Below are 24016 nucleotides of genomic sequence, written 5' to 3'. Positions count from 1 at the left end.
TAGGGAAGAGGAGCCGGGGAGGCGCGAGTCCGATGGACCTGACGATCGACGCCGAGGACGCGGCGTTCCAGGAGCGGGCGCGCGCCTGGCTCGCCGCGCACGTGCCGGACGAGCCGCTGCCCTCCCTGGAGACCGGCGAGGGCTTCGCCGCGCACCGGGAGTGGGAGCGCGAACTGGCCGCCGACCACTGGTCCGTCGTGTCCTGGCCCGAGCGGTACGGCGGGCAGGACGCCGGGCTCGTGCGCTGGCTGCTGTTCGAGGAGGCCTACTACGCGGCGGGAGCGCCCGGCCGGGTCTCGCAGAACGGCATCAGCCTCCTCGCGCCGACCCTCTTCGACTACGGCACCGACGAGCAGCGCGCACGGATCCTGCCCTCGATGGCGCGCGGCGAGACCGTCTGGGCCCAGGCCTGGTCCGAGCCGGAGGCGGGCTCGGACCTCGCTTCCCTCCGTTCAACTGCCGTGCGCGCGCCGGGTGGTTGGCTGCTCAACGGCCAGAAGGCGTGGTCGTCGCGGGCCGCCTTCGCGGACCGGGCGTTCGGCCTGTTCCGGACCGATCCCGCCACCGCGAGGACCGACAGGCCGCACCGCGGGCTCACCTACCTGATGTTCGATCTGCGCGCGCCGGGCGTCACCGTCCGGCCCGTCCCGCGCCTCGACGGCAAACCGGCCTTCGCCGAACTCTTCCTCGACGACGTCTTCGTGCCCGACGCCGACGTCATCGGCGAGCCCGGTCAGGGCTGGCGCATCGCCATGTCCGCGACCGGCAGCGAAAGGGGCCTGACCCTGCGCTCGCCGGGCCGGTTCCTCGCCGGCGCCGCGGAGTTGGAGCGGCAGTGGCGGGACGCGGGCGACCCGGACGACACCGCGCTGCGCGACCGGGTGGCCGACGCCGTGATCGGCGCCCGTGCCTACGAACTCTTCACCTGGACCCACGCCTCACGCGCCCTCGACGGGGAGGACATCGGCGCGGAATCCAGCCTGAACAAGGTCTTCTGGTCCGAGTACGACGTGGCGCTCCACGAGACGGCGCTCGAACTCGATGTTCTGGAACGGGAGTTGGCGGACAGTCGTTGGGCGGAGGGTTACGTCTTCGCCCTGGCGGGGCCGATCTACGCGGGGACGAACGAGATCCAGCGGGACATCATCGCCGAACGCCTCCTCGGCCTGCCGAAGGGACGGCGCTGATGCGTTTCCTCCTCGACGCCGAACAGCGGGAGTTCGGCCGCACCCTCGACGCGCTGCTCGGCGCGGCGGACGTCCCGGCGGCGGCGCGCGCCTGGGCCGCGGGCGACCCCGGACCCGGCCGCGCCCTGTGGCGCCGCGTCGCCGGCACCGGCCTGTTCACGCTCGCCGTCCCCGAGGAGAGCGACGCTGCGGGGGTGTGTCCCGTAGAACTCGCCGTAGCTTTTGAGCAGTTGGGGCGCCATGCGGTGCCGGGACCGTACGCGGAGTCGGTGGCGGCGGCGTCCCTGTGTGCGGGCCTCGTCGACGCGGGCAAGGGCCTCCTGGGCGAGCTGCTCGCCGGGGACGCCTTGGCCACGCTCAAGGTGCCCGGGGCAGGACCGCACCTCCTGGACGCGGACACGGCCGACGCACTGCTCGTCGTGGAGAACGGCGACCCCTGGACACTGCGCGCCGCCCCCGGCCACGGCCCCGTCCGTCCCGGCCTCGACGCGGCCCGCCGGTACGCGGAGCCCCTGCCCGGCGGCGAGTGCCTTGCCGCCGGGCCCGCCGTGCGGGAAGCGGTCCTGCACGCGGCCGCGCTCGCCCGCCTCGCCACCGCCGCCCAGGCCCTCGGTGTCGGCCGTGCCCTGCTCGACCGGACGGTCGCCCATGTGAAGCAGCGCACCCAGTTCGGGACGCCGATCGGCGCGTTCCAGGCCGTGAAGCACCGGCTCGCCGACACCCTGATCGCTCTGGAGTTCGCCCGCCCGCTGGTCTTCGGCGCGGCCGTGACGATGCGCCCGGCTGACCTGGCCGCCGCGAAGGTGGCCGCGGGCGAGGCCGCGTACACCGCCGCCCGCACCGCACTGCAACTGCACGGCGCGATCGGCTACACCGCCGAGTTCGATCTGAGCCTGTGGCTGACGAAGGCACGGGCGCTGAGCGGCGCGTGGGGCACGCCGGGCGAGTGCCGGGCGCAGGTCCTCGCCCGGCCCGCTCACCCAGCGGCGGCTACTGGCCCGCGTACGCCCAGAAGTCCCGCATGACCGACGGCATCGGTGACGGGCCGCTCAGGGCGAGCTGGGTCATCAGGACGGAGACCGTGCCGGTCGAGGGGGTGAGGTAGCCCGCCGTACCGGTGCCGCCGACCCAGCCGTAGCGGCCCGGCACGTTCCACGGGTCACGGGCTGCGATGTCGACCGAGCCGCCGAAGCCCCAGCCCTGCCCCTGGAGGAACAGATCGGCCGCCGAGCGCTGGGCCGCGGTCGTGCAGTCGGTCGTCATCAGGCCCACCGACCCGGCGGAGAGCACGGGTCCGCCGCCGTCGAGCAGCATGCGGGCGAACGCCCACCAGTCGTCGACCGTGGACACGAGCCCGCCCGCGCCGGAGGGGAACGCGGGCGGGCTGCTCCACTGGCCGTCCGGCGTGTCGACGCGCTCGGCGCCGCCGTCGGCCGTGGGTACGTAGGCACTGGTGAAGCGGGCGCGCTCGGCGGCCGGGACCTCGAAGGCGGTGTCACGCATGCCGAGGGGCTCGAAGATCCGCTCGGCGAGGAAGTCCGGCAGCGGCCGGCCGGTGACCCGCGAGACGAGGACGCCCTGGATGTCGGAGCACGTGTTGTAGAGCCACGCCTCGCCGGGCTGGTGCAGCAGCGGGACACGGCCGAGAGCGGCGAGCCAGGTGTCCGGCTCCGGCAGGCGCTGCGGAGCGTGCGGGTCCATCAGCGCGAACACCGGCTGCACGGCGGGCAGCGAGAAGTCGGACGGGAAGCCCCAGCCCGCACGGAACGACAGCAGGTCCTCCACCGTGATCGGACGGGCCGCCGGCACGACGTCCTCGACCGGGCCCGCCGGGTCCCGCACGACGTCCGGCGCGGCCAGTTCGGGCAGCCAGTGCCCGATCGGCGAGTCGAGGGCGAGACGGCCTTCGTCCACCAGGACCATCACGGCCGCCGCGACGACCGGTTTGGTGAGGGAGGCGAGCCGGAAGATCGAGTCACGCGCGAGCGGCGTGGTGCCCTCGGCGTCGGCGTACCCGACGGCCGCGACCTCGACCCGGTCGCCGCGGGCCACCAGACCCACGGCCCCCGGCACCGGCCCCTTCGTGACGTGCGGGGCCAGAACATCGCTCAAAGTGGTCTCGGACATCGGGGTCACCCTTCTGAACAGGCGATGGCAGGTGTCATACGTACAACAGATGTCATGCGTACGAGAAGGGTGACCGCCGAGCCGCTCTCAACTCATCGGTTCGCCGTCCCACAGCGTGTCGTGCGCGCGATGCGCGTCGGTCAGACCGTTGGTGAAGAAGCGCTCGTAGTAATCGCCCTCCACGTGGTGGGCCTGGAGCCAGATCCCGGGCACATGGATGGCGTCCGTGTGCGCGGGGAAGCGGCGGTGCGTGGCCAGGATGTACGTACAGATGTCGCGGGCGCAGTCGACGACGCGCTCGTCGTACTCACTGGCCTCGGCGAGATAGCGCTGTCCGTAGTCCTCCCTGTAGATGCGGGTGAAGACGTCCTTGTCGCCGTAGGTGCCACCCGTGCCGAACTTCGATTCGACGATCGCGTCGACCGCGTCCGACATGGAGGCGTGGGCCGGCGGGCAGGCCGCCGCGATCAGTGGTTCACCGGTCGCGGGGTCGGTCAGACCCACCGGCTGGGAGCGCAGCGTGGCGTACTTGGGCAGCGGGACGTGCCAGCGCCACACGTCGGCCGGGCGCCAGCGCGGCGTGATGAACGTGAAGCCGAGCATCCTGCCGTACACCCTGCTGAACTTCGGGTCGCCGAGCGCGATCTGCGGATTGAGCGAGGCGTGGATCCAGGCGCCGAGCCCCATCGCCTCCGCCGTCAGCATCACCGTCTGGAGGAGGAGATCCGCCTCGATCTGCGTGCGCATCGGGCCGAGCGCGCCGAGCGGCAGCTTCAGGTCCTTGTTCAGGAACCCGTCGTCCATCCACTTCTTCACGCCCGCCGGACGGTACAGATTGCGGTCGTCGACGAACGTCGGCCGCGCGTGGTCCGGCTGGGTGAGCAGGTACATCAGTGCGTTGATGTACTGGTGCGAGAGGTCGACGACCGGGAACAGGACGGTCGTGCCCGGCAGATTGGACAGGAAGCGGTTCGAGTCCAGATACGCCGGGAAGTCGCGCAGTCCCTCGGCCACGTCGAGCCGGTGGTCCAGGATCTTCACCTTGGTCCGCCGGGCCCGCTCGATCAGGGTCTGCGCGTCGAACGGCTCGTGCGGGGCCGGCGCCAGCCTGCGCAGGAAGTACGTACCGCTGTCGTTGATCAGGAAGAAGTACGTGCCCTGCGCGTTGTCGGGGCTGCCGGCCGTGCGGCCCGTCATGGTCAGATTGGGCTTGGCCATGATCGGCTTGTGGTCGCGCGGGTCCTCGAACGGGCGGTCCGGCATGGTCAGCCCGGTGGAGCCGGTGACGGCGATCAGCATCGCCTCCTCCAGCTCGGTGAGCGGCTGCGCCTTGTGCGGCGACTGATAGCTCATCGACCCGGCCGCCACCGACACGCCCCGGGAGACCCGGTGGGTGCGCCGCCGCCAGACCGTCTGGAGGAACGGACGGGCGAGCAGGTCGTCGAGGCCCCGGTTGCCCGAGTTGCCGTCAACCGGCGTCATCGGAGCCTCCGTTGGCGGCCGGCGACACCGGCCGCCACGGCGCGAACGCGCTCGCCTCGCGCGGCATCAGGGACGCCAGCTCCGGGCAGTGCCGCAGCACGACGGACTTCATGCCGCCCTTCTCCACCCAGTCCATGCCGAGCGGCGTGTAGATCTCCGGGCGGTAGTCGACGGTGAGGAACCGGTCGCTCTGGAGCCGGCGCGTCGCCATCAGGATGAAGACCCGGAACGCGGTGTCAGAGAAACCGAAGCCGGTCGGCGGGTTCTCCGCGAACAGGCCGACGACCGTGTCGATCTCGTCGACCGTGCGGTACACCTCCTTCAGGCGCGCCAGGGTCTCCGGCTCCCGCGTGAGGTCCTCGAAGCGGCGGATGCGGTCCTTGTGCAGACCGGCACGGAAGTCGTTGTAGCGCGGCACCCCGCGCCGGCGCGTGCGTACCAGGTCGACCACCGACAGGTCGATGATCTCGCCCTCGCGCTGGAAGTGCTGAAGGGACTTGGGGTAGTTGTGCAGCGTGATCGCGCCCGGGTGCGCGATGCCGAACGAGTACAGGGTGTTGGCCAGACCGGTCTTGCGGATCTGGCTCTCGGCCGCCCCGCCCTGGATGTCGTTGAAGCCGACGGTCTCCAGGCGCTGCCCGAAGTGGTGCTCGCGCAGCTCGTAGTCGTCCGGGATCAGCGGGTGCATCCGGTAGACGGTGACGAAGTCCTCGGTCAGCGAGTACGGCGCCCCGTGGTGGTCGGGGAGCGTCTTCGGGATGCCGGTGAGCGCGTGCGATTCGAGCAGCCACAGGCCCAGCTGGTTCAGCCAGTTCCTGGGCGGGCCCTCCCAGTTGGTGTGCATCCCGATGTCGAGCGCCTTCGTCGCGAGGATCGCCGGGGTCCACTCCACCGTGTGGATCTTCGCGATGAGCGCCGAGACGACGAGCCGGGCCGTGTGGTAGATCCGGTCCTCGCTCATCGACGGGTACTCCGCGCGCAGCGCGTCGCACACCGCGTTGTGCTCACGGGCGAACAGCGTGTGCATGGCGCTGAGCCCCATCCACCAGTTGTCCTTGAAGCCGGTGATCGGGATGCCGCTGCGGTCGATCGGGATGTGCCCGCCGTCGAGCAACAGCCGTGCCCCGCCCTCGGGTTCACGCAGCTGCTTCGCCGTCGCCTCGTCGCCGCCGTACACCTCGGAGCCGTCCCACCAGTGCGAGGCGGTGTTCCCGAAGAGGATCGGCGGCTGGTCGCCGGGCAGCTCGACGCCCTCGTTCTCGGCGAACCGCATCACGTTCTCCTGCGGGCCGCCGGGGGAGTTGGACCAGGTCCCCCCGCCGGGCGGCAGCGGCACCTCGACCGTCTTGCCGCCCTCGCCGTACCGCCGGTGGTTCACCCAGTCGTGCACCTGGAACTGGATCCACGCTGCCGCCAGAACGTTCAGGGACGTCGCGGGCACGAAACTTTCCCGGGTCAGGAGCTGACGGCTGACCGTCACCGGGTTCGGGGTGTCGAACAGATCGGGCCGGTACTGCGGCTTCAGGTTCCGGCCGAACGCCGCGCCGACCGCGCCCATCTGCGGCGCCGACAGATCGTTGTAGGTGCCGTCGTACGAGCGTGAGGTGCGCAGCCGCTCGTCGACGGCGACCGGCACCGGCTCGGCCTTCGGCGGCGCCTCGGGCACCTCGGTGTCGATGAGGTTGAGCCGGCGCAGCACCTTGCGCAGGAAGACCAGGTTCAGCAGGCTCGCCTCGAGGGGCAGCCGGTGCCACGGTACGACCCGGTTCAGGACCCGGAAGACGTACGCGACCGGGACGTCGAGCACGCGGTTCCTGGCCGGCTCCAGGGTGGTGAAGCGGATGTCGTGCCGCTGTGCGCTGCTCGCCTGGTAGGCGATCTTGCGGGCCCGGTTGATGTTGCCCAGCGGCCGGAAGGCGTCCGTCGTGTACCACGGGTTGAACGACAGCTCCTCGATGCGCCGCTCCGCCGAACCGGCCTCGGCCGTCGTGAGGTCCTGCCGCGGGATCGTCAGCCGGGCCACCACGATGGGCGGGGTGATCGCGTCCTCCCACTCCACGGAGCCGTCCTCGACGGGCGTGCGGCGCTCGTCGACCCAGCGCTGCACGCACAGGTCGAAGGCGATGTCGTCGCGGGACAGACGCCGGGTCAGCTCGCCGCGCAGGAAGTCGGGGTCACGGCGGTCCGGGTGCGGCGCGGCGCTGCCACCGCTCGCGGCAGGCCGGAACAGATAGCGGACCGGGCCCGCCTCGGCCCACAGGATCGCGCCCCGGCTCCAGTAGGTCTCGCGGGCCAGGCTGTTGACGGTGTGCCGGGTCGCCGCCTGGACGTTGCGGCGCATCCGGTTCGCGGTGCCGAGGCCGACCGCCAGCGGCAGCTTCACGAACAGCCCGAAGGCCTTCTGCAGCGGGGTGCGCGCGCCGGCCATCGCCTTGGCGAAGGCCACGAACTCGCGGGCGTCGCGCGCGTGCGACACGGGGAAACTGGTCGCCATCAGGTCATGGCTCTCGTCGCCCGTGACCTGGACGCGCACGGCGATGCCGTGCAGATCGGGCGCGCCGTCGGGGCCGCGCATCCCACTGGCGTTGGAGAGTCGTACCGTCGCCGGATAGTCGGCGCCGGGCTGGGCGAAGCCGCTGCGCAGAGCGGCCGGAAGGTCGTCGGCGAAGCGCAGGCGGGCGTTCTCCACGCCGAGTGCGGCCTTGGCGTGGACGACCCGCTCGTAGTCCGGGGCGCCACTGGCCCTGCGGTTCGCGACCTGCACCTTCATGATCTCTCGGGCGAGGTGTTCGAACACGAGGCGCTCGGCCTCGGGGCTGCCGCCCTCGTACCGCTCGTACTGTGCCGTTTCGTACGGTGTGTGACGTTCGGTCTCGGCCATCGGTTGCCGTCCCTGTCGTGTGCCGTGCGTCGGGAGATCGTGCCTCGTACACAGAATTCGTACGTGGAGGAGGAGGGGCCAGTGACGCTATCGGCGCCGCGACACACGCCGCAGCGAAGGTTCCCGCCATGTCCGCCACCCCGCCATGAGCATGAACTCCCCTACACACAAGGGGGTTTGAGCTTGTCAGCGGCGTCCTGGCGGGCCGCCCGGTCAACGGCGGCACACCGCGCGCCGCCCGCCCCTCATCCGCCCCACCCGACGGCGCCGCCGATGGCCGGTCGGCGACGCCTTGACGGCATCCCGCTCCGGTGGTGTGCTCGGCAGCCCGCCCAGGGAGGTCCCGATGCGGGACACGACCGAGCACGGCCCCACCTTTTCCGAGCTGCGTCCCTGCAAGGAACCGACGTTCGTGGAACCGGGGCGGACGACGTTCCCCGTCTACCCCGACCTGGTCGGCCGGCTCCTCGACGACAAGGGCCACCCCGACCCGGACGGCATCATTCCGCATGCCCTCGCGACCCTTTCGGCGTACGCCTACGCCGGACACGACCAGGGCGGCGACACCCGGACGATGGCCATGATGGCGACCCGGCTCGGGCTGGAGGAGAACCGCTGCCGTCTCTTCGAGCAGCGCGTCGACGCCCTGTACATCTCCTCGGCCGCCTACCTCGTCCAGGACCGGGACCGCCGCGTCGTGATCCTCTGCTACCGCGGCACCCCGCCCGAGGACATCATCAGCATCCTCACCGACGCCGACGTGCACCCCGACACGCTCCGCGTCGACCTCGACGGCGTGCGCCACCCCGTGCACGCGGGCTTCTACCGCAACATGCGTGCCACCCGCCATCTGGTCATCGAGGCCCTCGACCGGGCGGTACGCGGCGAGTCCGTCGACCCCGGGGAAGAGGGCGACCGGGGCAGCGGCCTCGAAGCGCTCTACATCACCGGCCACAGCCTCGGCGCGGCCATGGCCGCACTGATGGCGGTCACCCTCGTCCACGAACCGCGCTACGCACACATCGCCCGCTGTCTGCGCGCCGTCTACACCTTCGGCCAGCCCATGCTCGGCGGCCCCGAACTGGCCCACGCCTGTGAGAGCGCCACCGACTCCAGCGGCACCCACCTGCTGCGCGACCGGCTCCTGCGCTACATCCACGACCGCGACGTCGTGCCCGCCCTGCCGCCGCGCCCCGTGGGCCCGTACGCCGCGTTCGGCCGCGAGTTCCACTACCGCACACCCCGCGCGGGCTGGGACGCGGTGTTCGGGGCGGCGGCCGACGCGGCGGCCGAGGCGGTCTCGATGCCGGGCGACCTGCTCAGCGGCGTCAACCCCCTGCCGCGGCTGCGCCGGCTCGCCGGGGTCCCGCGCCGCACCCGGACCCACGGCTGGGTAGAGCGGCGTGACCCCGTCCTGCCCTACCCGCAGATGGAGAGCCTCGCGGGCCTCGCCGTCGTCGCGCCGCTGGCCTTCTTCGCGGCGCGCCTCGCGCTGACCCGGTCGATCCCGTTCAAGTACTCCTTCGAGGACCACGGGCCGGAGCGCTACGTGAACGCGCTCGCGCCGGAGGGGGTGCTGAGCGAGTTCGGGGACGTGCGCTGAGGCCTGCCCCGGCCGGGGGTTGGGGGCGGTCGGACGGGTGCGGCTCCGGTGGGGCTCCTCGCGCAGTTCCCCGCGCCCCTAGGCGTCTGCCATGTCCCGCCGGTCTTTGAGGCGCGCCACGGTCGTGGTTGCTCGCGCAGTTCCCCGCGCCCCTGAGCTGCGCACTGCGTGCGCCATCTCAGCGGTCCACGGGGCTGCGGCGAAGCCGCACACTCCAGGGGCGCGGGGAACCGCGCGAGAAGCCCCGCCGGGCCGCGGCCGAGATGCGACCTCTGAGGGGCGGGGGGAACTGCGCGCTCAGCCCCCACCGGGGCCGCACTCGCCCAGAGCCGGGGCTTCATGCCATCTGGCGCCGCACAAGCTCGTGCAGCCGACCATTCGTGTCCGAGAGGAGCTCCGCCGGGGCGCCCTGCTGGACGACGCGCCCTGCCGACATGACGACGACCCGGTCCGCGTCCAGGACCGTGGACAGCCGGTGCGCGATCACGATGCGGGTCGCGTGCAGCGCGCGCGTGCTGTCGATCACGATGCGCTGCGTCTCGTTGTCGAGCGCGCTCGTCGCCTCGTCGAAGAACAGGATGCGCGGGCGGCGGATCAGCGCCTGCGCGATCATCAGGCGCTGGCGCTGCCCGCCGGAGATCGCGCCACCGCCCGCGATCATCGTGTGCAGCCCCATCGGCATCCGCTTGATGTCCTCGGCCAGGCCCGCCATCTCCGCCGCCGCCATGGCCTCCTCCTGCGTGAAGGACTCGGCGCCGCAGATGCACTCGAAGATCGAACCGGTCAGCGGCTGCGCGTTCTGGAGGACGACCCCGCACTGGCGCCGCACCGCCGCCTGGTCGAGCGCGGAGAGGTCCTGGCCGTCGTACAGGACACTGCCGGACGTCGGCCCGTCGAAGCCGATGAGCAGGCGCAGCAGGGTCGACTTGCCGCAGCCGCTCTCGCCGACCACGGCCACGAACTCGCCGGGGCGGATCGCCAGGGACACGTCGTCGAGGACCAGCGGGCCGTCGTCGGTGTAGCGGAAGGAGAGCCCGCGCGCCTCGAGGGCTCCGGTGAGCTCGCCCGGCTGGGTCGCGGAGCCGCGCACCTCGGGCTCCGCGTCGAGCACCGGCTTGATCTGCTCGTACATGGGCAGCACGGCGGCCGCCGAGATCAGCGCGCCCGTCAGCTGCGTCACGGACGTCAGGAGCATCGTCACCGCGGTGTTGAAGGTGAGGAACGCCGCCGCCGACAGGCTGCCCCGCGCGGGGCCCGCGAGCAGCATGAACATCACCAGCGAACACAGCGGCAGGTACACGGCGTTGAGGACCGTCGTCGCGTTCTTGATGCGGCCCGCCCGGCGCTGCAGATCGCGGCTGTGCGCGAACTCCTTGGCCCACGCCGCGTACGCGAAGCTCTCCGCCCCGGCGACCCGCAGCTTCGGCAGGCCGCGCAAGGTCTGGTAGGCCCGGTTGTTGAGCTTGTTGCCGAGCTCCACCAGGCGCCGCTGCCACCGCAGTTCCCACATGCCGAGCGTGAGGAAGACGGCCGCCACGACCACCAGCATGCCGAGCGCCGCGAGAGCCAGCGGCACGCTGTAGAAGAGGAGCATCACCAGGTTCATCGCGCCGATCGTCACCGACTGCACGGCCACCGGGCCGACCCCGGACAACAGCCGGCGGATCGCGCTGATGCCCATGGCCGCGCTCGCCAGCTCACCCGTGGAACGGGCCGCGAAGAACCGCGTCGGCAGCCGCAACAAGCGGTCCCAGACCGCTGGTTGGAGCACGCTCTCCACCCGGCCCTCGACCCGCAGCACGGTCACGTTCTGCAACAGCATGAAGACCGCGGACACGATGCTCGTGACGACGACCGCCAGGGAGACCTGCGTGATCAGACCGGTCTGCGCGTTCGGTACGAACGTGCCGAGGACCTGGCCCGTGGCGACGGGCACGAGCGCGCCGAGGCCCACGGTCACCAGGCCCGCGAGCAGCAGCCTGCGCACGTCGGAGGCGGCGGCGCGCATGCTGAACCGGGCCAGCTTCCAGGGCGACAACTCCCCGTCCGGGAGCGGCCGGTAGAGCATCACGGCGCGCTCCTCGTAATCCTCCACCGTGTCCTCGTCGATACGGGTGCGCCGCTCGCCGGAGGGGTGCACGGCCTCGTAGCCGCCGCGTCGCCACAGCAGGGCGACCGGCGCCCCGGACGCGGCCCGGAAGCCGACCAGCGGCCCGGTGTCCTGACGCCACCAGGCCCCGACGAGCCGCACCGGGCGGGTGCGGATCCGGGAGGCGACCGCGATCTGCTCGACCGGGTCGATCCGGTCGCTGACCGCGCCGCCGCGGCCCGGCTCCACCAGCCGGATGCCGGACGCGTCCGCGACCACCTTGCACGCGGCGTACGTGGCGTCGACCCCGGCCTGTGCTCCGCGACCGCGCCGCCCGCGCGTGCCGATCGAGGCGAGCAGCGTCCGGTCGGCCTGCTCGCGGACGGCCTCGCCCGCCCGGATCCCGGCCGCCGCCCGGTCCTCGTGCGCGCTCTCCAGGCGTTCGATCCACCGGTCGAGCGTGGACAGGAGGCGGTACTGCTGGTTGACCATCCGCTGCCACAGCGCGCCGTCCATCAGCAGATCGGCGGCCGCGTCGGTGGTGTACGCGGCCCCGTACTGCACGCTGCCCGGGGCGAGCTGGGGCCACAGCACGTCGTCGTCGCCGGGGACCTCGTCGTCCGTCGGGCGACCGGCGCGCTCGTTCAGGGGTGCCTCGAACAGGACCCGCTGGCCGCGCCCGACGCCGAGCGCGAACGCCTCCTCCAGCAGGCTCCACGCCATGTCGTACGTGCCGTCGGGGTACTGCTGCACGGCCGGCGAGTACGGCAGTTCGCGCAGCGGGATCCGGCGCAGCGCACAGCCCGCGAGGGGCCGGCCCACCAGGGTGTGCTGGGTGCCCTCGACCGGGCCGAGCAGCAGCGTGCCCGGCTCCAGACGGCCCAGGAAGTGCCAGTGGCCCTGCGCGTACGCGTCCACCGCGAACAGGTCGAGCGCGCCGTCCACGACGAGCCACAGCACCTGCGGCCCCTCCAGCGACAGGCTGCGCAGACCCGCGCAGTCGACCGGCGTACCGAGCCCGCCGAACGCGGCCACCACCTGGTCGGAAGCGGCGTGCGGGGTGAACTCCGGTTGCGTGTACGTCATCTCAGTGCTCCCTGACCAGCTCGGCGTAGGGACCGCCGGCCGCGACCAGTTGTTCGTGCCGGCCCCGCTCGACGATCTGCCCGTGGTCGAGGACCACGATCTCGTCGCTGTCGCGCACGGTGCTGAGCCGGTGCGCGATGACCACGCACGCGCAGCCACGCCGCCGGATGTTGTCCATCACGATCTGTTCGGTCTCGGCGTCGAGCGCGCTCGTCACCTCGTCGAGGACGAGGATGCTGGGGCGGCGCACCAGCGCCCGGGCGATCTCCAGGCGCTGGCGCTGCCCGCCGGAGAAGTTGCGGCCGTCCTGCTCGACGCGGCTGTGCAGCCCGCCGGGCCGCCGCGCCACCACGTCGTACAGGCACGCGTCGCGCAGCGCGTCGGCGACCGCCTCGTCCGAGATCGACGGGTCCCACAGCGCCACGTTGTCGCGCACGGTGCCCTCGAAGAGGAAGACGTCCTGGTCGACGAAGGACACGGAGGCCGCGAGCGCACCGCGCGGGATGTCGTCGAGGCGCCGGTCGTCGATCCGGATGACGCCCTCCCAGGGCGTGTACAGGCCGGAGATCAGCCGGGAGACCGTCGACTTGCCGCTGCCGGAACCGCCGACGAGCGCCACCTGCTGCCCGGGCCCCACCGTCAGCGAGAACCCGGACAGGAGCGGCTTGTCGAGCGGGCTGTAGCCGAAGGTGATCTCCTCCAGCTCGACGTGCCCCTTGAGACGGCGCGTGCTCTGCACCGCCTCCGGGCGCGCGTACAGCGTGTCGACAGGGAAGTTCTCCACGTCCTTCAGTCGTGCCACGTCGGCGGCGAAGTCCTGGATGCGGCCCGCGACCCCGTTGAGCCGGGTGATCGGCGCGGTGAAACGGGTGACGAGTGCCTGGAACGCGACAAGGAGACCCACCGACAGATGCCCCTCGACGGCGCGCAGCCCGCCGATCCACAGGATCAGCGCGCTGTTCAGGGTCGCGAGCGTCGGCGCGACGACACCGAGCCACGCGCTCGGCACCCCGAGCTTCTGCTGCTCCTCCAGGGTCGTCGCGTGCTGGCCGGCCCACCGCCGGAAGTACCCGTTCTCGCCGCCGGTCGCCTTCATCGTCTCGATGAGCTGAAGCCCGGTGTACGAGGTGTTGGTGAGCCGCGCCGAGTCCGCCCGCAGCTTCTGCGTACCGGTCGCGCGCAGCCGTATGACGATCCGCATCGCCACGACATTCAGCAGTGCGATGCCGACGCCGACCATCGTCAGCTGCGGGTCGTAACTCCACAGCAGCGCCGCGTACAGCAGCACCACGATGCCGTCGACGCCCGCCGCGGTGAGGTCGCGGGCCAGCGTCTCGGCGACCGCGTCGTTGGACTGGAGCCGCTGCACGAGGTCGGCCGGGCTGCGCTGGGCGAAGAACGTGACCGGCAGCCGCAGCAGATGGCGGAAGAAGCGGGCGCTGCTCAGCGTCGACGAGATGATGCGGCCACGCAGCAGGTTCGCCTGTTGCAGCCAGGTGAGGACGCCCGTCAGGGCCACCATGGCGCCCATCGACGTGAACAGCGCGCCGAGCAGCGAGGTCTGGTCGCCGATCAGGAACAGGTCGATGTACGTCTTGCTGAGCGCGGGCACCGCCGCGCCGACGGCGACGAGGAGCAGGCTCGCGAGGAGCGCGGCGAGTATCGTGCCGGTCGTGCCGCGCAGCCGGCCCGGCATGGCGCGCAGCACCCCGGGGCGGCGCCCGCCGGAGCGGAAGTCGTCACCCGGCTCCAGGACCAGGACCACACCCGTGAAGCTGGTGTCGAAGTCCTCCATGGCGACGAAGCGGCGGCCCTTGTCCGGGTCGTTGATGTGCACGCCGCGCCGCCCGAAGCGCCGCCCCATGCCGTCGTAGACGACGTAGTGGTTGAACTCCCAGAACAGGATCGCGGGGCCCTGCACGTCGGCGAGCGCGGCCGGCTCCATCTGCATGCCCTTGGCGGTCATGCCGTAACTACGGGCCGCCTTGAGCAGGTTGCTGGCGCGCGAGCCGTCCCGGGAGACGCCGCACGCGATCCGAAGCTCCTCCAGCGGGATGTGCCGGCCGTGGAACGCGAGGACCATGCCGAGCGCGGCGGCGCCGCACTCGACGGCCTCCATCTGGAGCACGGTCGGCGTGCGCACCTTCTTGCGGCGCTTGGGCGGCGGGGGAGCGGACCGGGCCCGGCGGCGGTCGGGGCGGTGGCCCGCGGGCGGGAGCGAGGCGGCGGTCACGGCAGCAGCCAATCGATCGGGCGCTGCTCGGCGAGGTGCACGGCGCCGGAGGCGAGGGTCATGGAGGGGAGGGGGTAGGGCGGCCCGTCCGCCGTCGACCAGGCGTAGCCGGACTTCGTGGCCGTGTCCTTGGTGAGCTGCACGAGCACCGGCACGCGGGTGCCGCCCTTTGTGAACTGCGCGGCCAGTTCGCCGTCCCCGAGGAAGTCGGTGATCTGGCGCCGCGTCTGCGCCCCGCGGCCCACTGCCTTCACTTTGCCGCGCAGCACCCCGTAGCTCTGGGCGGCGGGCACGGTGAGGTCGACCGAGGCGCCCGCGGGCACGTTCGCCGCGCCGGTCGCGGGCACGTACAGCATGGCGAGCAGCGGATCGTGCGCGGAGGCCGTCTTCTCCAGGGTCGCGACGTCAGCGCCCGTGGTGACCACCGAGCCGATCCGTGCGACGAGCGCGGTGACCCGGCCCGCGTCGATGGCGCGCACCACCCGGTTCCCCTGCTCCGTACGGACCTTGAGCAGGGGCGCGTCCGCGTCGACCCGCTGCCCCTCCTTCACGTACAGGCCCGTGACCTGACCGGTGACCGGGGTCTGCAGGACGTAACTGCCCTGGCCGTAGGTCAGGATGCCGCTCGCCTTGAGTGTCGAGGACACCGAACCGGTCACCGCCCATACGCAGGCGGCGGCCATGACGACGACGGTCACGGCGAGGGCGAGCACTCCCTGCGGCCGCGCGAGGCGCACCGGCAGGTCGAGCTCCTCCGGTGACTGCAGCTTGCTGAGGGCCTGTTGGCGGAACTGCACGGGGTGTTTCCCTTACGTTGCTCAAGGCGCGGCGGGGCCCACACGCGCCCGAAGGCCCCGGGACCAGAGGTCCCGAGGCCTTGGTGCCGCTGCCGGTCAGGTCGGCGGCGGCGTGATCCGTTGGGGATCCGACTCAGAGGCCGGAGACCAGACCGGTGGCCAGACCCGTGACGGCGCCGGCGTTGATGCCGGTCAGGCCCTCGACGGTGCCCGTGACGCCGGCGACGACGCCCGAGACGGGGGCGATCGAGTCGACGGTGCCGCTCACGTTGCCGACGAGACCGCCGACGAGGCCGCCGGAGACGTTGTCGAGCTCGGCGTCGGAGATCTCGAGGGTCTGGACCTGGGGGGTGTTGCTCATGAGGAGAGCCGCCCTTCTCAGTGGGTATCCGGGTAATTCAAAAAACGCGGAACGCATCACGGATTCGGTGGATGCGAATCCCTGATGTCCTGCGGTGCCGAGGATCAAAGCACGCCGCCGGTTCGCACAGCCAATCGGAACGTCCCCGGTCAGGGGGAATGTGCGAGGTCAATTACCGCCTGGTGCAGGCTTGTTCACCGGCCGCTGGCAGCTCCTTCACAATCTTCACCGCGTGAATTGCGCGAAGGAGGGGATCACTTTCAGCAAAATGGACACTCTCGCATCAATGGGTTTCATTGTTTGTATGGTGCAACGGATTTTTGTGGAGCCTCGTGACTGCCCTGCGCAATCGCTGTGCAGGTTTCTGGCAACCCACGGCCGCAGCCGTGAATACGGCGGGCGGCACGAAGCCCCAGGACGGCGCTCCCGCGTGCACGGCGACGCCGCACGCGGCCCCGGCGACGACCGCGCAGAGCCGGGCGGCGACCCACAGCCGGCCGGTCCCGCGCCCCGATCCGTCCGCCGTTCCGGTGACGAGTGCGGTGAGGGTCCCGGTGAAGTAGGTCGTCGGCGCGGCGCCGGAGCCGGCCGCGACCATGGCCGCCGACTGCCCGCCCATCGCCAGGGCGGCGACCACGAGCAGCACCGTCCGCCAGGCCCCGCCGGGCCGCCCGTCGAGCACCCCGCCCACCACGGCGACACCCGCGAGCATCACGGTCTGCCCCGCGAGGCACGCCACGACCCGGCCCGGCCACGAGGCCCGCCGCGCGGCACCCCGGCACACGAGCGCGACGAGCGCGGCACCGACGACGTAGCCACCGAGCGCGTACAGAGGAGCGGCCACCCCTTCGCCGGTGCCGGCCCCCGACCCCGCCGCGTGCCCCACCGCCGCACCGAGCAGCACGAGGTTCCCGGTCATCACGCCGGCGAACACGGTCCCCAGCACCGTGAACGCCAGCGCGTCGACGCACCCGGAGGCCGCGGCGAGCAACAGGAGGGAGAACTGGACGCGTCTGTTCATACCGCCGACGGTAGGCCGCGGAAGCGGACGGCCGTCCGCAGCTCGCCGTGTGCGGGCGCGGGTCGCGCACCTGCCGCCGGACGGCCCGTGCCGGGACCCCGCCGACCCCCGTCGGCGCATTCCGCCCCGGGGCTCCCACACGTCTCACGTGCAGCTTCAATCAGCCCTGTTCGCACGGTAATTGGCGTGGTAACTTCGCCGACAGTTCCCGTCGCGGGACCGGTTCATGGGGGATGGTCGGTGGAGACAGGCGCGACACAGGGACCGCGAGGCGTCCCGGTGCGCCTGGTGACGGTCCTCACGAAGGAATTGATCGCGCTGGGGTGCATTCGCGATGCCGGACAGCGCTCCTTGTTCATCGAACTGGTCGCCGAGGAGTCGGGCCTCGAAGTGAGCGAGCGGGGTCTGGAGCCGCGCGCCGAGATGGTCGCCCTTCTGATGAAGATCCTCCCCCACCAGCGGGGCTTTCCCGCGCTGCGCGGAGCGGTCGAGGCCCTCGCGTCCGTGGAGGCGGCCGACAGCCTCGCCCTGCTCGCCGCGCGCGAGCTGCGCGGCGTCGAGACCCGCGGGGACCCGGCGTTACCACCCGTGCTCAGCAACAAGGCCCGCCGTCAGGCACGCGAGTTACTGGCCGCCGGCCCCGTGCCCCGAGCCGCGCTGCACACCGAGCTCGCCCGTGAACTGCGCATCGACCTGCCCGACTGCGACGACGCCGTGGACTTCTTCGACCACCTGCTGGAGCAGAACGCGCAGTACGACGGTCTGCCGCCGGTCGTCGTCCTCGCCGAGGTGACCGCCGCTCTCGGCTCGGCCCGCGCCACGGAACTGCGGGCCTGGTCCGACAACTGGGCCGAGGAAGCCGGCCAGAGCGCGGGCCTCGGGGAGCGACGAGAGCGACTCGCCGGGCCGGCGACGCGCGACGCGTCCGTGCCGCGCGCCCTCGTCGTCATGATCGACCCCGCGGACGACAGCTCCGACCGGATCTTCGTACGGCACTGGGTGAACGCGGCCGCCGGGATCTGGCAGCCGGTCGCCCTCGGCGTGCAGACCACCACGCTCACCGCCCTCGCGGACGTCGTCGACCGCGCGGTGCGCCACGGCGAGGCGCAATGGGCGCACCGGCCGGACGACGGCCCCGTGCACATCGAGTTCGTCCTGCCGCACAGCCTGCTCAACCACGACGTGGCCCGGCTCGGGATCGAGGGCGACACCGCCCCGCTCCCGGTGAGCCTGCGTTACTACGTGCATCTGCGCAGCCTGGACCGGATGCGGGCCCGCGACCCCGCCCAACTGCGCCGCTGGCGGGCCCGCTGGAACACCTTCCAGGCGGCGTCGGCGGCCGATACGTACCGGTGGAACGGGGCACACGGACAGGGCGACCTCGAACGGTGGCGCGCCGCCCTCGCCGCGACGCCGGAGAAGACCGCCGTGATCCTCCAGCACCCCGCCGTGCGGGGGAACGGACTGGAGGCGCTGGCCGCGGCCGTCGCCGAGGGCGTCGGTCTCGCCGCCTGGGACCGGCGGGAGAACAACGAGAGGTCCGTCGAGGTGCTCCAGCTGATCCTCGGCACCGCCCCTGCGCAACTTCCCGCCAAAGTGCACCAGTTGCGCACCCAGGCCGAGACGGACGATGTGGGACCGCTCCTGGTGGGCAGACATATCGCGTTCCTGTGGGACGACCCGAACCGCCTGGTCGACTGTGAGGAGATGCCGGCATGACGGAGCAGTACGGTGCCGCCGGGGCGCCCCACGCTTGGCGTGTGTTCCGCGCCGTCGGCCACCGCGCCCCCGTCGGGCAGGGACCGGCGCTGCCCGAACCGCCGCGCTGGCGGCGCTTCACGGGCGGCCCCGCGCAGCCGCTGCCCGACCTCGACGACGCACGGGCCGCCGAACGCCGCCTGGGCGAGGCACAGGACCTGGTGCAGCTGCGCGACGAGGAGATCGACATCGTCAACGCGGCGATCCTGCTGCGCCGCCCGCTCCTGGTGACCGGCCCGCCGGGCGTGGGCAAGTCCACCCTCGCGTACCTCATCGCCCAGGAGCTGGGCCTCGGCCGCATCCTGCAGTGGGGCATCGTCTCGCGCACCACGCTGTCCGGCGGTCTGTACTCCTACGACGCGATCGGCCGCGCCCAGGCCATCGCCGCCTGGCGCGCGGGCTCCGATCCTGTGCGGGACGGCGAACGGGCGCCCCGGATGGGGGACTTCCTGACCCTCGGCCCCCTGGGCACGGCGCTGCTCCCGTACGAACAGCCGCGCGTCCTGCTCATAGACGAGCTCGACAAATGCGATGTCGACCTGCCGCACGATCTGCTCCACGTCATGGAGAACGGGGCGTACGACATACCGGAGCTGATGCGCAGCGCCGAGGAAGAGGTCAGTGTCTTCACGGACGACCCGGGGCTGCGCACCACGGTGCGGCGCGGCCGGGTCGAATGCCGGGCGTTCCCCATCGTGGTGATCACCAGCAACGGTGAGCGCGAGTTCCCGCTGCCGCTGCGCCGCCGCTGTCTCCCGCTGGAGCTGCGGCTGCCCTCGCGCGAGCAGCTCGTCGCGATCGTGGCGAGTCATCTGGCCGGCAGCGAGGAGGTTCTCGGACCTCTGCTGGACCAGTTCGAGCGCCAGGTGCAGGACGGAGGAACCCACTCCGTCGACCAACTCCTCAACGCCGTCCAGCTGGTGACCTCGCGTGGTTTCCAGCACGACTCCCACGGGCGTAAGCTCGTCGAGTTGCTGCTGCGCGACCTCGCGAAAGGCCGCTGATGACCGGCTTGCCCAGGGAGCGTGCCCCCGACCCGACCGACGGCGGGAGCGGCGAGGCCACCGGCGTCGGTGACGACGGACCGGACTGGCGCGATCTCGCGGACTCCGCCTGGCTCGCGGCGGCGTGGCTCGCCTCAGGACGGCACGGGTTCCGGGAGACCCAGCAGGCGGAAGCTGATCATCCGGATCATCCGGTGGAGACCCCCGCCCCGCCGCCCCCCGGCACTCTTTCCCCCACCGACACCCCTTCCTTACCGTTCCCTGTGCCCCGCGCACAGACCGCGCCGCGTCGCCCGGACGCGGACGAGGAGACACACCGGATCGCCCTGCCCCTGCTGCGCCCGGCCCTTGAGGGACCGGGCGCCGAACCCGTCTTCCGGCTGCCTCCGCTCCCCGCCCCGGCCGGCCCCCGGCCCCTGCGGCTCGCCCGCGCGCTGCGCGCCCTGGGCCGCCGGGTGCCCACGCACACACTGAACCGGCTCGACGAGGAGCGCACGGCCGAGTACGGACTCAGCGACGGCCTGTGGATCCCGTATCTGCGACCCGACCGGGAACCCACGTTCGACCTGGTCCTCCTCGTCGACGACACGCTCACCATGCGGGTCTGGCGCGGCACCGTCCGACGCGTCACCGAGGAGGCCACGCAGAGCGGCGTGTTCCGCGACGTGCGCACCGTGCGTATCTCGGTGCCCGCGACCGGGCCGGCGTCACTGCGCTGGCCGGGCGGCCGCACGGGTGACGCGCGGGAACTGCTCGACGGCAGCGGCAGAAGGCTCTTCCTCGTCGTCACCGACGGACTCGGCGCGGGCTGGGCCGCCCCCGGCGCCGACGAGCTGCTCACCCGGCTCGCGCGCGGCGGACCGACCGCCCTCGTCCACCTCCTGCCGCCCTATCTGCGCCACCGCTCCTCGCTGTACCCCTTCCGCGCGGAGCTCGGCGCGGCCGGATTCGGCGCGCCCAACCGGCAGTTGTCCTTCCGGCCGCCGCACCCGCTCGCCGACCCGCTGCCCGAACCGGACGACGACGGCGTCCCGGTGCCGGTGCTCAGCGCGCACCCGGCGTCGGTCACGGCCTGGGCCGACCTCGTCACCGGCGAGCCCGGAGTGCGCCGCACCCTGCCCGTCGTCCTGGCCGGAGCCCTCGCCAAGGGCGCCCCCGCGCCCGGCCTGCGGGCCCCGCGCATCGACGGACCGCGCGCCGCGGCTGCCGTCGTCGCCCGCTTCCTCGGCCTGGCCAGTCCGCTCGCCCGGCACCTGGCGCTGCTGCTCGCGGTGATCCCGCTCGACTTCGACCTCATCGAGGAGCTGCGCGAGCGCGCGGTCCCCGAAGCCGGCCCGGACCACGTCGCCGAGGTGATGATGGGCGGCCTCATCGACTGGGACCACGACGGTGACGGCCGGCCCGAGTTCGCGGACGGGGTGCGCGAGGCGCTGCTCGCCACAGGCAACCGCGGCCAGCTGGCCCACGCCGTCGACCTGCTCGCCGAGCTCCGCTCGGGGCACGGCGGAGCCGCACCCCTGCGGGCCGCCGTCCGCGACCCGGAGCGCACGGCCCTGCCGGACACCGCGGCCCCGGGCGGCCCCTGGCTGCGCGTCGAACTGGCGGTCCTGCGGGCCCTTTCCGGGCCGCACGCCCGGCGTGCCGCGCGGATCGTGGCCGGCCTCACCGGCGGCGCACCCGTCCCGAACGGGGGAGGCGAGGGCCCGCAGAGCCATAACGGCGGGCCTCCTGGGGAAGGGCTGGTTCCGGACAGCACCACCGAACCAGGAGACGATGTGCCCACGGCGAGCCCTGAGACAACCGAAGACAATGACGCTGGGAAGGCTGACACGCCCATGGACCTCAAGGCTCCCGAACATCGCTTCGTCCGGAGCGGTCAGCCGAAGATCATGGGGAACGTCCCGCCCAAGAACCCCAACTTCACGGGACGCGAGATCCTCCTGGAAGCGGTCGACGAGCAGCTGCGCCAGAAGGAGACGGCCGCGGTCCTGCCGCACGCGCTCCACGGGATGGGCGGTGTCGGCAAGTCGCAGATCGCCATCGAGTACGTGTACCGGCACAGCGCCGAGTACAACGTGATCTGGTGGATCCCCGCCGAGCGCGAGTCCCTGATCCTCGCCTCCCTCGCCGAACTCGCCGGGTCCCTCGGCCTGAACACGGGCCCGCAGGCCAACACCGCCGTGCCCGCCGTGCAGGAGGCGCTGCGCACCGGAAAGCCGTACGAGAACTGGCTGTTGATCTTCGACAACGCCGAGGACATCGACGCGGTCCGGGCCTACTTCCCCAGCGGCGGACCCGGCAAGATCATCGTGACCTCCCGCAACCGTGACTGGGAGCGCGTCGCCACCCCGCTCAGCGTCGACGTCTTCAACCGCACCGAGTCCGTCGCCCTGCTCCAGCGCCGCGCCCCGGACCTCAGCACCGAGGACGCGAGCAGCCTCGCCGAGGCGCTCGGCGACCTGCCGCTCGCCATCGAGCAGGCCGGTGCCTGGCACGCCGCCACCGGCATGCCCGTCGCGGAACACCTCGAACTCCTCGCCCAGCGCCGCGTCGAGATCCTCGACCTCGACCCGAACCCGGACTACCCGGTGCCGGTCGCCGCGGCCTGGAACCTCTCGCTCGACCGCCTCGCGCAGGAACAGCCCGCCGCCCGTCAACTCCTGGAGATCTGCGCCCTGATGGCGCCCGAACCGATCCCGCTGAGCCTGCTGCGCGGCGGCCGGAACGTGGAGATCAGCCCCGAGCTCGACCCGGTCCTGCGCGACCCGGTGCTGCTCGCCCGCGCCACGCGTGAGCTGAGCAAGTTCTCGCTGATCCGCCTCGACCACAAACGCGGCACCCTCCAGATGCACCGTCTGATGCAGAACGTGCTGGCGACCGGCCTCGACGAGGCAGCGGAGACCAAGATGCGGCGGGCCGCCCACCAGCTTCTCGCCACCGCCAAACCGGGCGTGGGCGCCTCGCCCGAACTCTGGCCGACCTACCAGGCGCTGCTGCCGCACGTGCAGGCCTCGGGCGCGGTCCGCAGCTCCGATCCCTGGGTGCGCGACCTCGTCTACGACATCGTGTCCTTCCTCTACTTCTGGGGCGCCCACGACGTCTCGATGAGCATGGCGCGGCAGGCATGGACGGCCTGGCAGGCCCAGTCGGGCGACGACGACATCCTGGTGATCAGGATGGCCAAGTTCCTGGCGTTCATGCTGCGCAAGTTCGGCAGCCCCGAAGAGGCCATGCGGCTCAACGAGACGGCCCTGGAGCGCTCACGCGAGGGGAACGTACCGGACGAGGAGCTCATCGGCTCCATCTGGCAGATGGCCATGGCCCAGCGCTACCAGGGCGACTTCGACGCGGCTCGGGCGCTCGACGAGGAGGCGCTGGCGATGGCCCGCCGCCTCTTCGGCCCGGACGATCCCCAGACCCTGGAGGCCACGCACAACTACGGCGTGACCCTGCGCTGCTGCGGCGCGTTCGCCGAGGCGCTCGCCCTCGACGAGGAGACGGCCCGCCAGTTCGACCTGCTCTACGGCCCCGCCAACGGTCTGACCCTCAACTCCCTCAACGCCCTGGCGATCGACGTCCGGGAGACCGGTGACTACCTCGGGGCCCACGTCCTCCAGGAGTCGACGTACGAGACGCATGTGACGAACCTCGGCCTCGACAACGCGGCCACCCTCGGCACGGCCCGTGAACTCGCGGCGTGCCGCCGCCGCGCCGGTGCCTTCGCCGAGGCGCGGGAACTGACCGAGGACACGCTGGTCCGGTTCACCGAGCGCTACGGCACGCAGTACGACGGCACGCTGGCCACGCAGATGAACGCCGTGGTCGACCGCCGCCTCACCGGCGACCTGGCGCTCTCCCGCGAACTGGGCGAGAAGAACGTGACGCGGTACCGCGCCGTGTTCGGCGAGAACCACGCGAACACCCTGAGCGCCCTGGTCAACCTGGCGGCGACCCTGCGCGCCCTGGGTGACGTGGACGCCGCCGAGCGCTGCGACATCGAGGCCGTCGAGCGGTTCACCGCCACTGTGGGGGAGCGGCACCCCTCCACGCTCACCGCACGGCTCAGCCGGGCCAATGACCACTACGCGCGCCTCGGCTTCGCGGCGGCCCGCGCCGTCGACGAGGCCGTGCTGCCGCTGCTGACCGAAGTCGCGGGAGCGGCGCACCCGGTGACGTTGTCCTGCACCGCCAACCTCGCTCTGGACCTGCGTGGCCTCGGCGAGACCGCGCGGGCGGACCGGCTCCACGCCGAGGCGGTCGAGGGCCTCACCCGGGTGCTCGGCGCCGAGCACCCCTGGCGCATGGCGGCGCAGTTGCACCAGCGCATCGAGTTCGACATCGCGCCGATGCCGTGGTGACGTCTGGGTGATGTCCGGCCGTCGTGGGT

The 24016-nt window shown here is 72.3% G+C and carries 14 protein-coding genes; 6 read left to right on the top strand and 8 right to left on the bottom strand.

The window, feature by feature from the left end:
• Positions 1–32 precede the first annotated feature (32 nt).
• A complete protein-coding gene (locus tag ABD366_RS11085) occupies positions 33–1187 on the top strand; it encodes an acyl-CoA dehydrogenase family protein (RefSeq protein WP_324768586.1) in 1155 nt (384 codons plus the stop codon).
• Complete coding sequence (locus tag ABD366_RS11080; protein ID WP_344441563.1) at positions 1187–2212, top strand: acyl-CoA dehydrogenase family protein; 1026 nt, start codon at positions 1187–1189, stop codon at positions 2210–2212. The genes ABD366_RS11085 and ABD366_RS11080 overlap by 1 nt, the downstream gene beginning before the upstream one ends.
• Here the strand turns inward: ABD366_RS11080 and ABD366_RS11075 are convergent.
• The 3 genes from ABD366_RS11075 to ABD366_RS11065 form a co-directional block, all read right to left on the bottom strand.
• On the bottom strand, positions 2178–3314 hold the full coding sequence (locus ABD366_RS11075) for a serine hydrolase domain-containing protein (RefSeq protein WP_324767852.1): 1137 nt from the start codon (positions 3312–3314) through the stop codon (positions 2178–2180). The two genes, ABD366_RS11080 and ABD366_RS11075, sit on opposite strands and share 35 nt — an antisense overlap.
• Before the next feature lie 87 nt (positions 3315–3401).
• Positions 3402–4796 carry a hypothetical protein gene (locus tag ABD366_RS11070; protein ID WP_324767851.1) on the bottom strand — a complete coding sequence of 465 codons (1395 nt, stop codon included), beginning with the start codon at positions 4794–4796 and terminating at the stop codon, positions 3402–3404.
• Entirely contained in the window at positions 4783–7677 is a 2895-nt protein-coding gene (locus ABD366_RS11065) for a peroxidase family protein (RefSeq protein ID WP_324767850.1), read from the bottom strand. Before ABD366_RS11065 ends, ABD366_RS11070 begins: the two co-directional genes overlap by 14 nt.
• Positions 7678–8023: 346 nt before the next feature.
• Here ABD366_RS11065 and ABD366_RS11060 point away from each other — a divergent pair, with 346 nt between their 5' ends.
• Positions 8024–9280: a lipase family protein gene (locus tag ABD366_RS11060; RefSeq protein ID WP_324767849.1), complete on the top strand. Its 1257-nt coding sequence runs from the start codon at positions 8024–8026 to the stop codon at positions 9278–9280.
• A 337-nt stretch (positions 9281–9617) separates the two neighbouring features.
• Here the strand turns inward: ABD366_RS11060 and ABD366_RS11055 are convergent, their stop codons facing one another.
• The 5 genes from ABD366_RS11055 to ABD366_RS11035 form a co-directional block, all read right to left on the bottom strand.
• Positions 9618–12455: an NHLP bacteriocin export ABC transporter permease/ATPase subunit gene (locus ABD366_RS11055; protein ID WP_324767848.1), complete on the bottom strand. Its 2838-nt coding sequence runs from the start codon at positions 12453–12455 to the stop codon at positions 9618–9620.
• A 1-nt stretch (position 12456) separates the two neighbouring features.
• Positions 12457–14688 (bottom strand): NHLP family bacteriocin export ABC transporter peptidase/permease/ATPase subunit, encoded by a 2232-nt coding sequence (locus ABD366_RS11050; RefSeq protein ID WP_411293668.1) that lies wholly within the window; start codon positions 14686–14688, stop codon positions 12457–12459.
• Positions 14685–15485: a biotin/lipoyl-containing protein gene (locus tag ABD366_RS11045; RefSeq protein ID WP_324767847.1), complete on the bottom strand. Its 801-nt coding sequence runs from the start codon at positions 15483–15485 to the stop codon at positions 14685–14687. The genes ABD366_RS11050 and ABD366_RS11045 overlap by 4 nt, the downstream gene beginning before the upstream one ends.
• A 133-nt stretch (positions 15486–15618) precedes the next feature.
• Positions 15619–15846, bottom strand: a complete 228-nt coding sequence (locus tag ABD366_RS11040) for a type A2 lantipeptide (RefSeq protein WP_324767846.1) — start codon at positions 15844–15846, stop codon at positions 15619–15621.
• 283 nt (positions 15847–16129) lie between these two features.
• Positions 16130–16867: a YoaK family protein gene (locus tag ABD366_RS11035; protein WP_324767845.1), complete on the bottom strand. Its 738-nt coding sequence runs from the start codon at positions 16865–16867 to the stop codon at positions 16130–16132.
• 288 nt (positions 16868–17155) lie between these two features.
• Between ABD366_RS11035 and ABD366_RS11030 the strand changes: the two genes are divergently transcribed.
• The 3 genes from ABD366_RS11030 to fxsT are packed head-to-tail and all read left to right on the top strand — an operon-like array spanning position 17156 to position 23987.
• Entirely contained in the window at positions 17156–18586 is a 1431-nt protein-coding gene (locus ABD366_RS11030) for a VMAP-C domain-containing protein (RefSeq protein ID WP_324767844.1), read from the top strand.
• Positions 18583–19629, top strand: coding sequence for an AAA family ATPase (locus ABD366_RS11025; protein ID WP_324767843.1), 1047 nt, complete (start codon positions 18583–18585; stop codon positions 19627–19629). Before ABD366_RS11030 ends, ABD366_RS11025 begins: the two co-directional genes overlap by 4 nt.
• Positions 19629–23987 carry an FxSxx-COOH system tetratricopeptide repeat protein gene (gene fxsT / locus ABD366_RS11020; RefSeq protein WP_344441558.1) on the top strand — a complete coding sequence of 1453 codons (4359 nt, stop codon included), beginning with the start codon at positions 19629–19631 and terminating at the stop codon, positions 23985–23987. Before ABD366_RS11025 ends, fxsT begins: the two co-directional genes overlap by 1 nt.
• The last annotated feature ends 29 nt before the right edge of the window (positions 23988–24016 follow it).

The sequence above is a fragment of the Streptomyces kunmingensis genome, assembly GCF_039533535.1.
Taxonomy (GTDB): domain Bacteria; phylum Actinomycetota; class Actinomycetes; order Streptomycetales; family Streptomycetaceae; genus Streptomyces; species Streptomyces kunmingensis.
This window is presented reverse-complemented; position numbering and strand designations above follow the sequence as displayed.

Excerpts from the sequence above, each read along its gene's own strand:
- ABD366_RS11085 (WP_324768586.1), top strand. The coding sequence starts at position 33 with ATGGACCTGACGATCGACGCCGAGGACGCGGCGTTCCAGGAGCGGGCG.
- ABD366_RS11080 (WP_344441563.1), top strand. The coding sequence starts at position 1,187 with ATGCGTTTCCTCCTCGACGCCGAACAGCGGGAGTTCGGCCGCACCCTC.
- ABD366_RS11075 (WP_324767852.1), bottom strand. The coding sequence starts at position 3,314 with ATGTCCGAGACCACTTTGAGCGATGTTCTGGCCCCGCACGTCACGAAG.
- ABD366_RS11070 (WP_324767851.1), bottom strand. The coding sequence starts at position 4,796 with ATGACGCCGGTTGACGGCAACTCGGGCAACCGGGGCCTCGACGACCTG.
- ABD366_RS11065 (WP_324767850.1), bottom strand. The coding sequence starts at position 7,677 with ATGGCCGAGACCGAACGTCACACACCGTACGAAACGGCACAGTACGAG.
- ABD366_RS11060 (WP_324767849.1), top strand. The coding sequence starts at position 8,024 with ATGCGGGACACGACCGAGCACGGCCCCACCTTTTCCGAGCTGCGTCCC.
- ABD366_RS11055 (WP_324767848.1), bottom strand. The coding sequence starts at position 12,455 with ATGACGTACACGCAACCGGAGTTCACCCCGCACGCCGCTTCCGACCAG.
- ABD366_RS11040 (WP_324767846.1), bottom strand. The coding sequence starts at position 15,846 with ATGAGCAACACCCCCCAGGTCCAGACCCTCGAGATCTCCGACGCCGAG.
- ABD366_RS11035 (WP_324767845.1), bottom strand. The coding sequence starts at position 16,867 with ATGAACAGACGCGTCCAGTTCTCCCTCCTGTTGCTCGCCGCGGCCTCC.
- ABD366_RS11025 (WP_324767843.1), top strand. The coding sequence starts at position 18,583 with ATGACGGAGCAGTACGGTGCCGCCGGGGCGCCCCACGCTTGGCGTGTG.
- fxsT (WP_344441558.1), top strand. The coding sequence starts at position 19,629 with ATGACCGGCTTGCCCAGGGAGCGTGCCCCCGACCCGACCGACGGCGGG.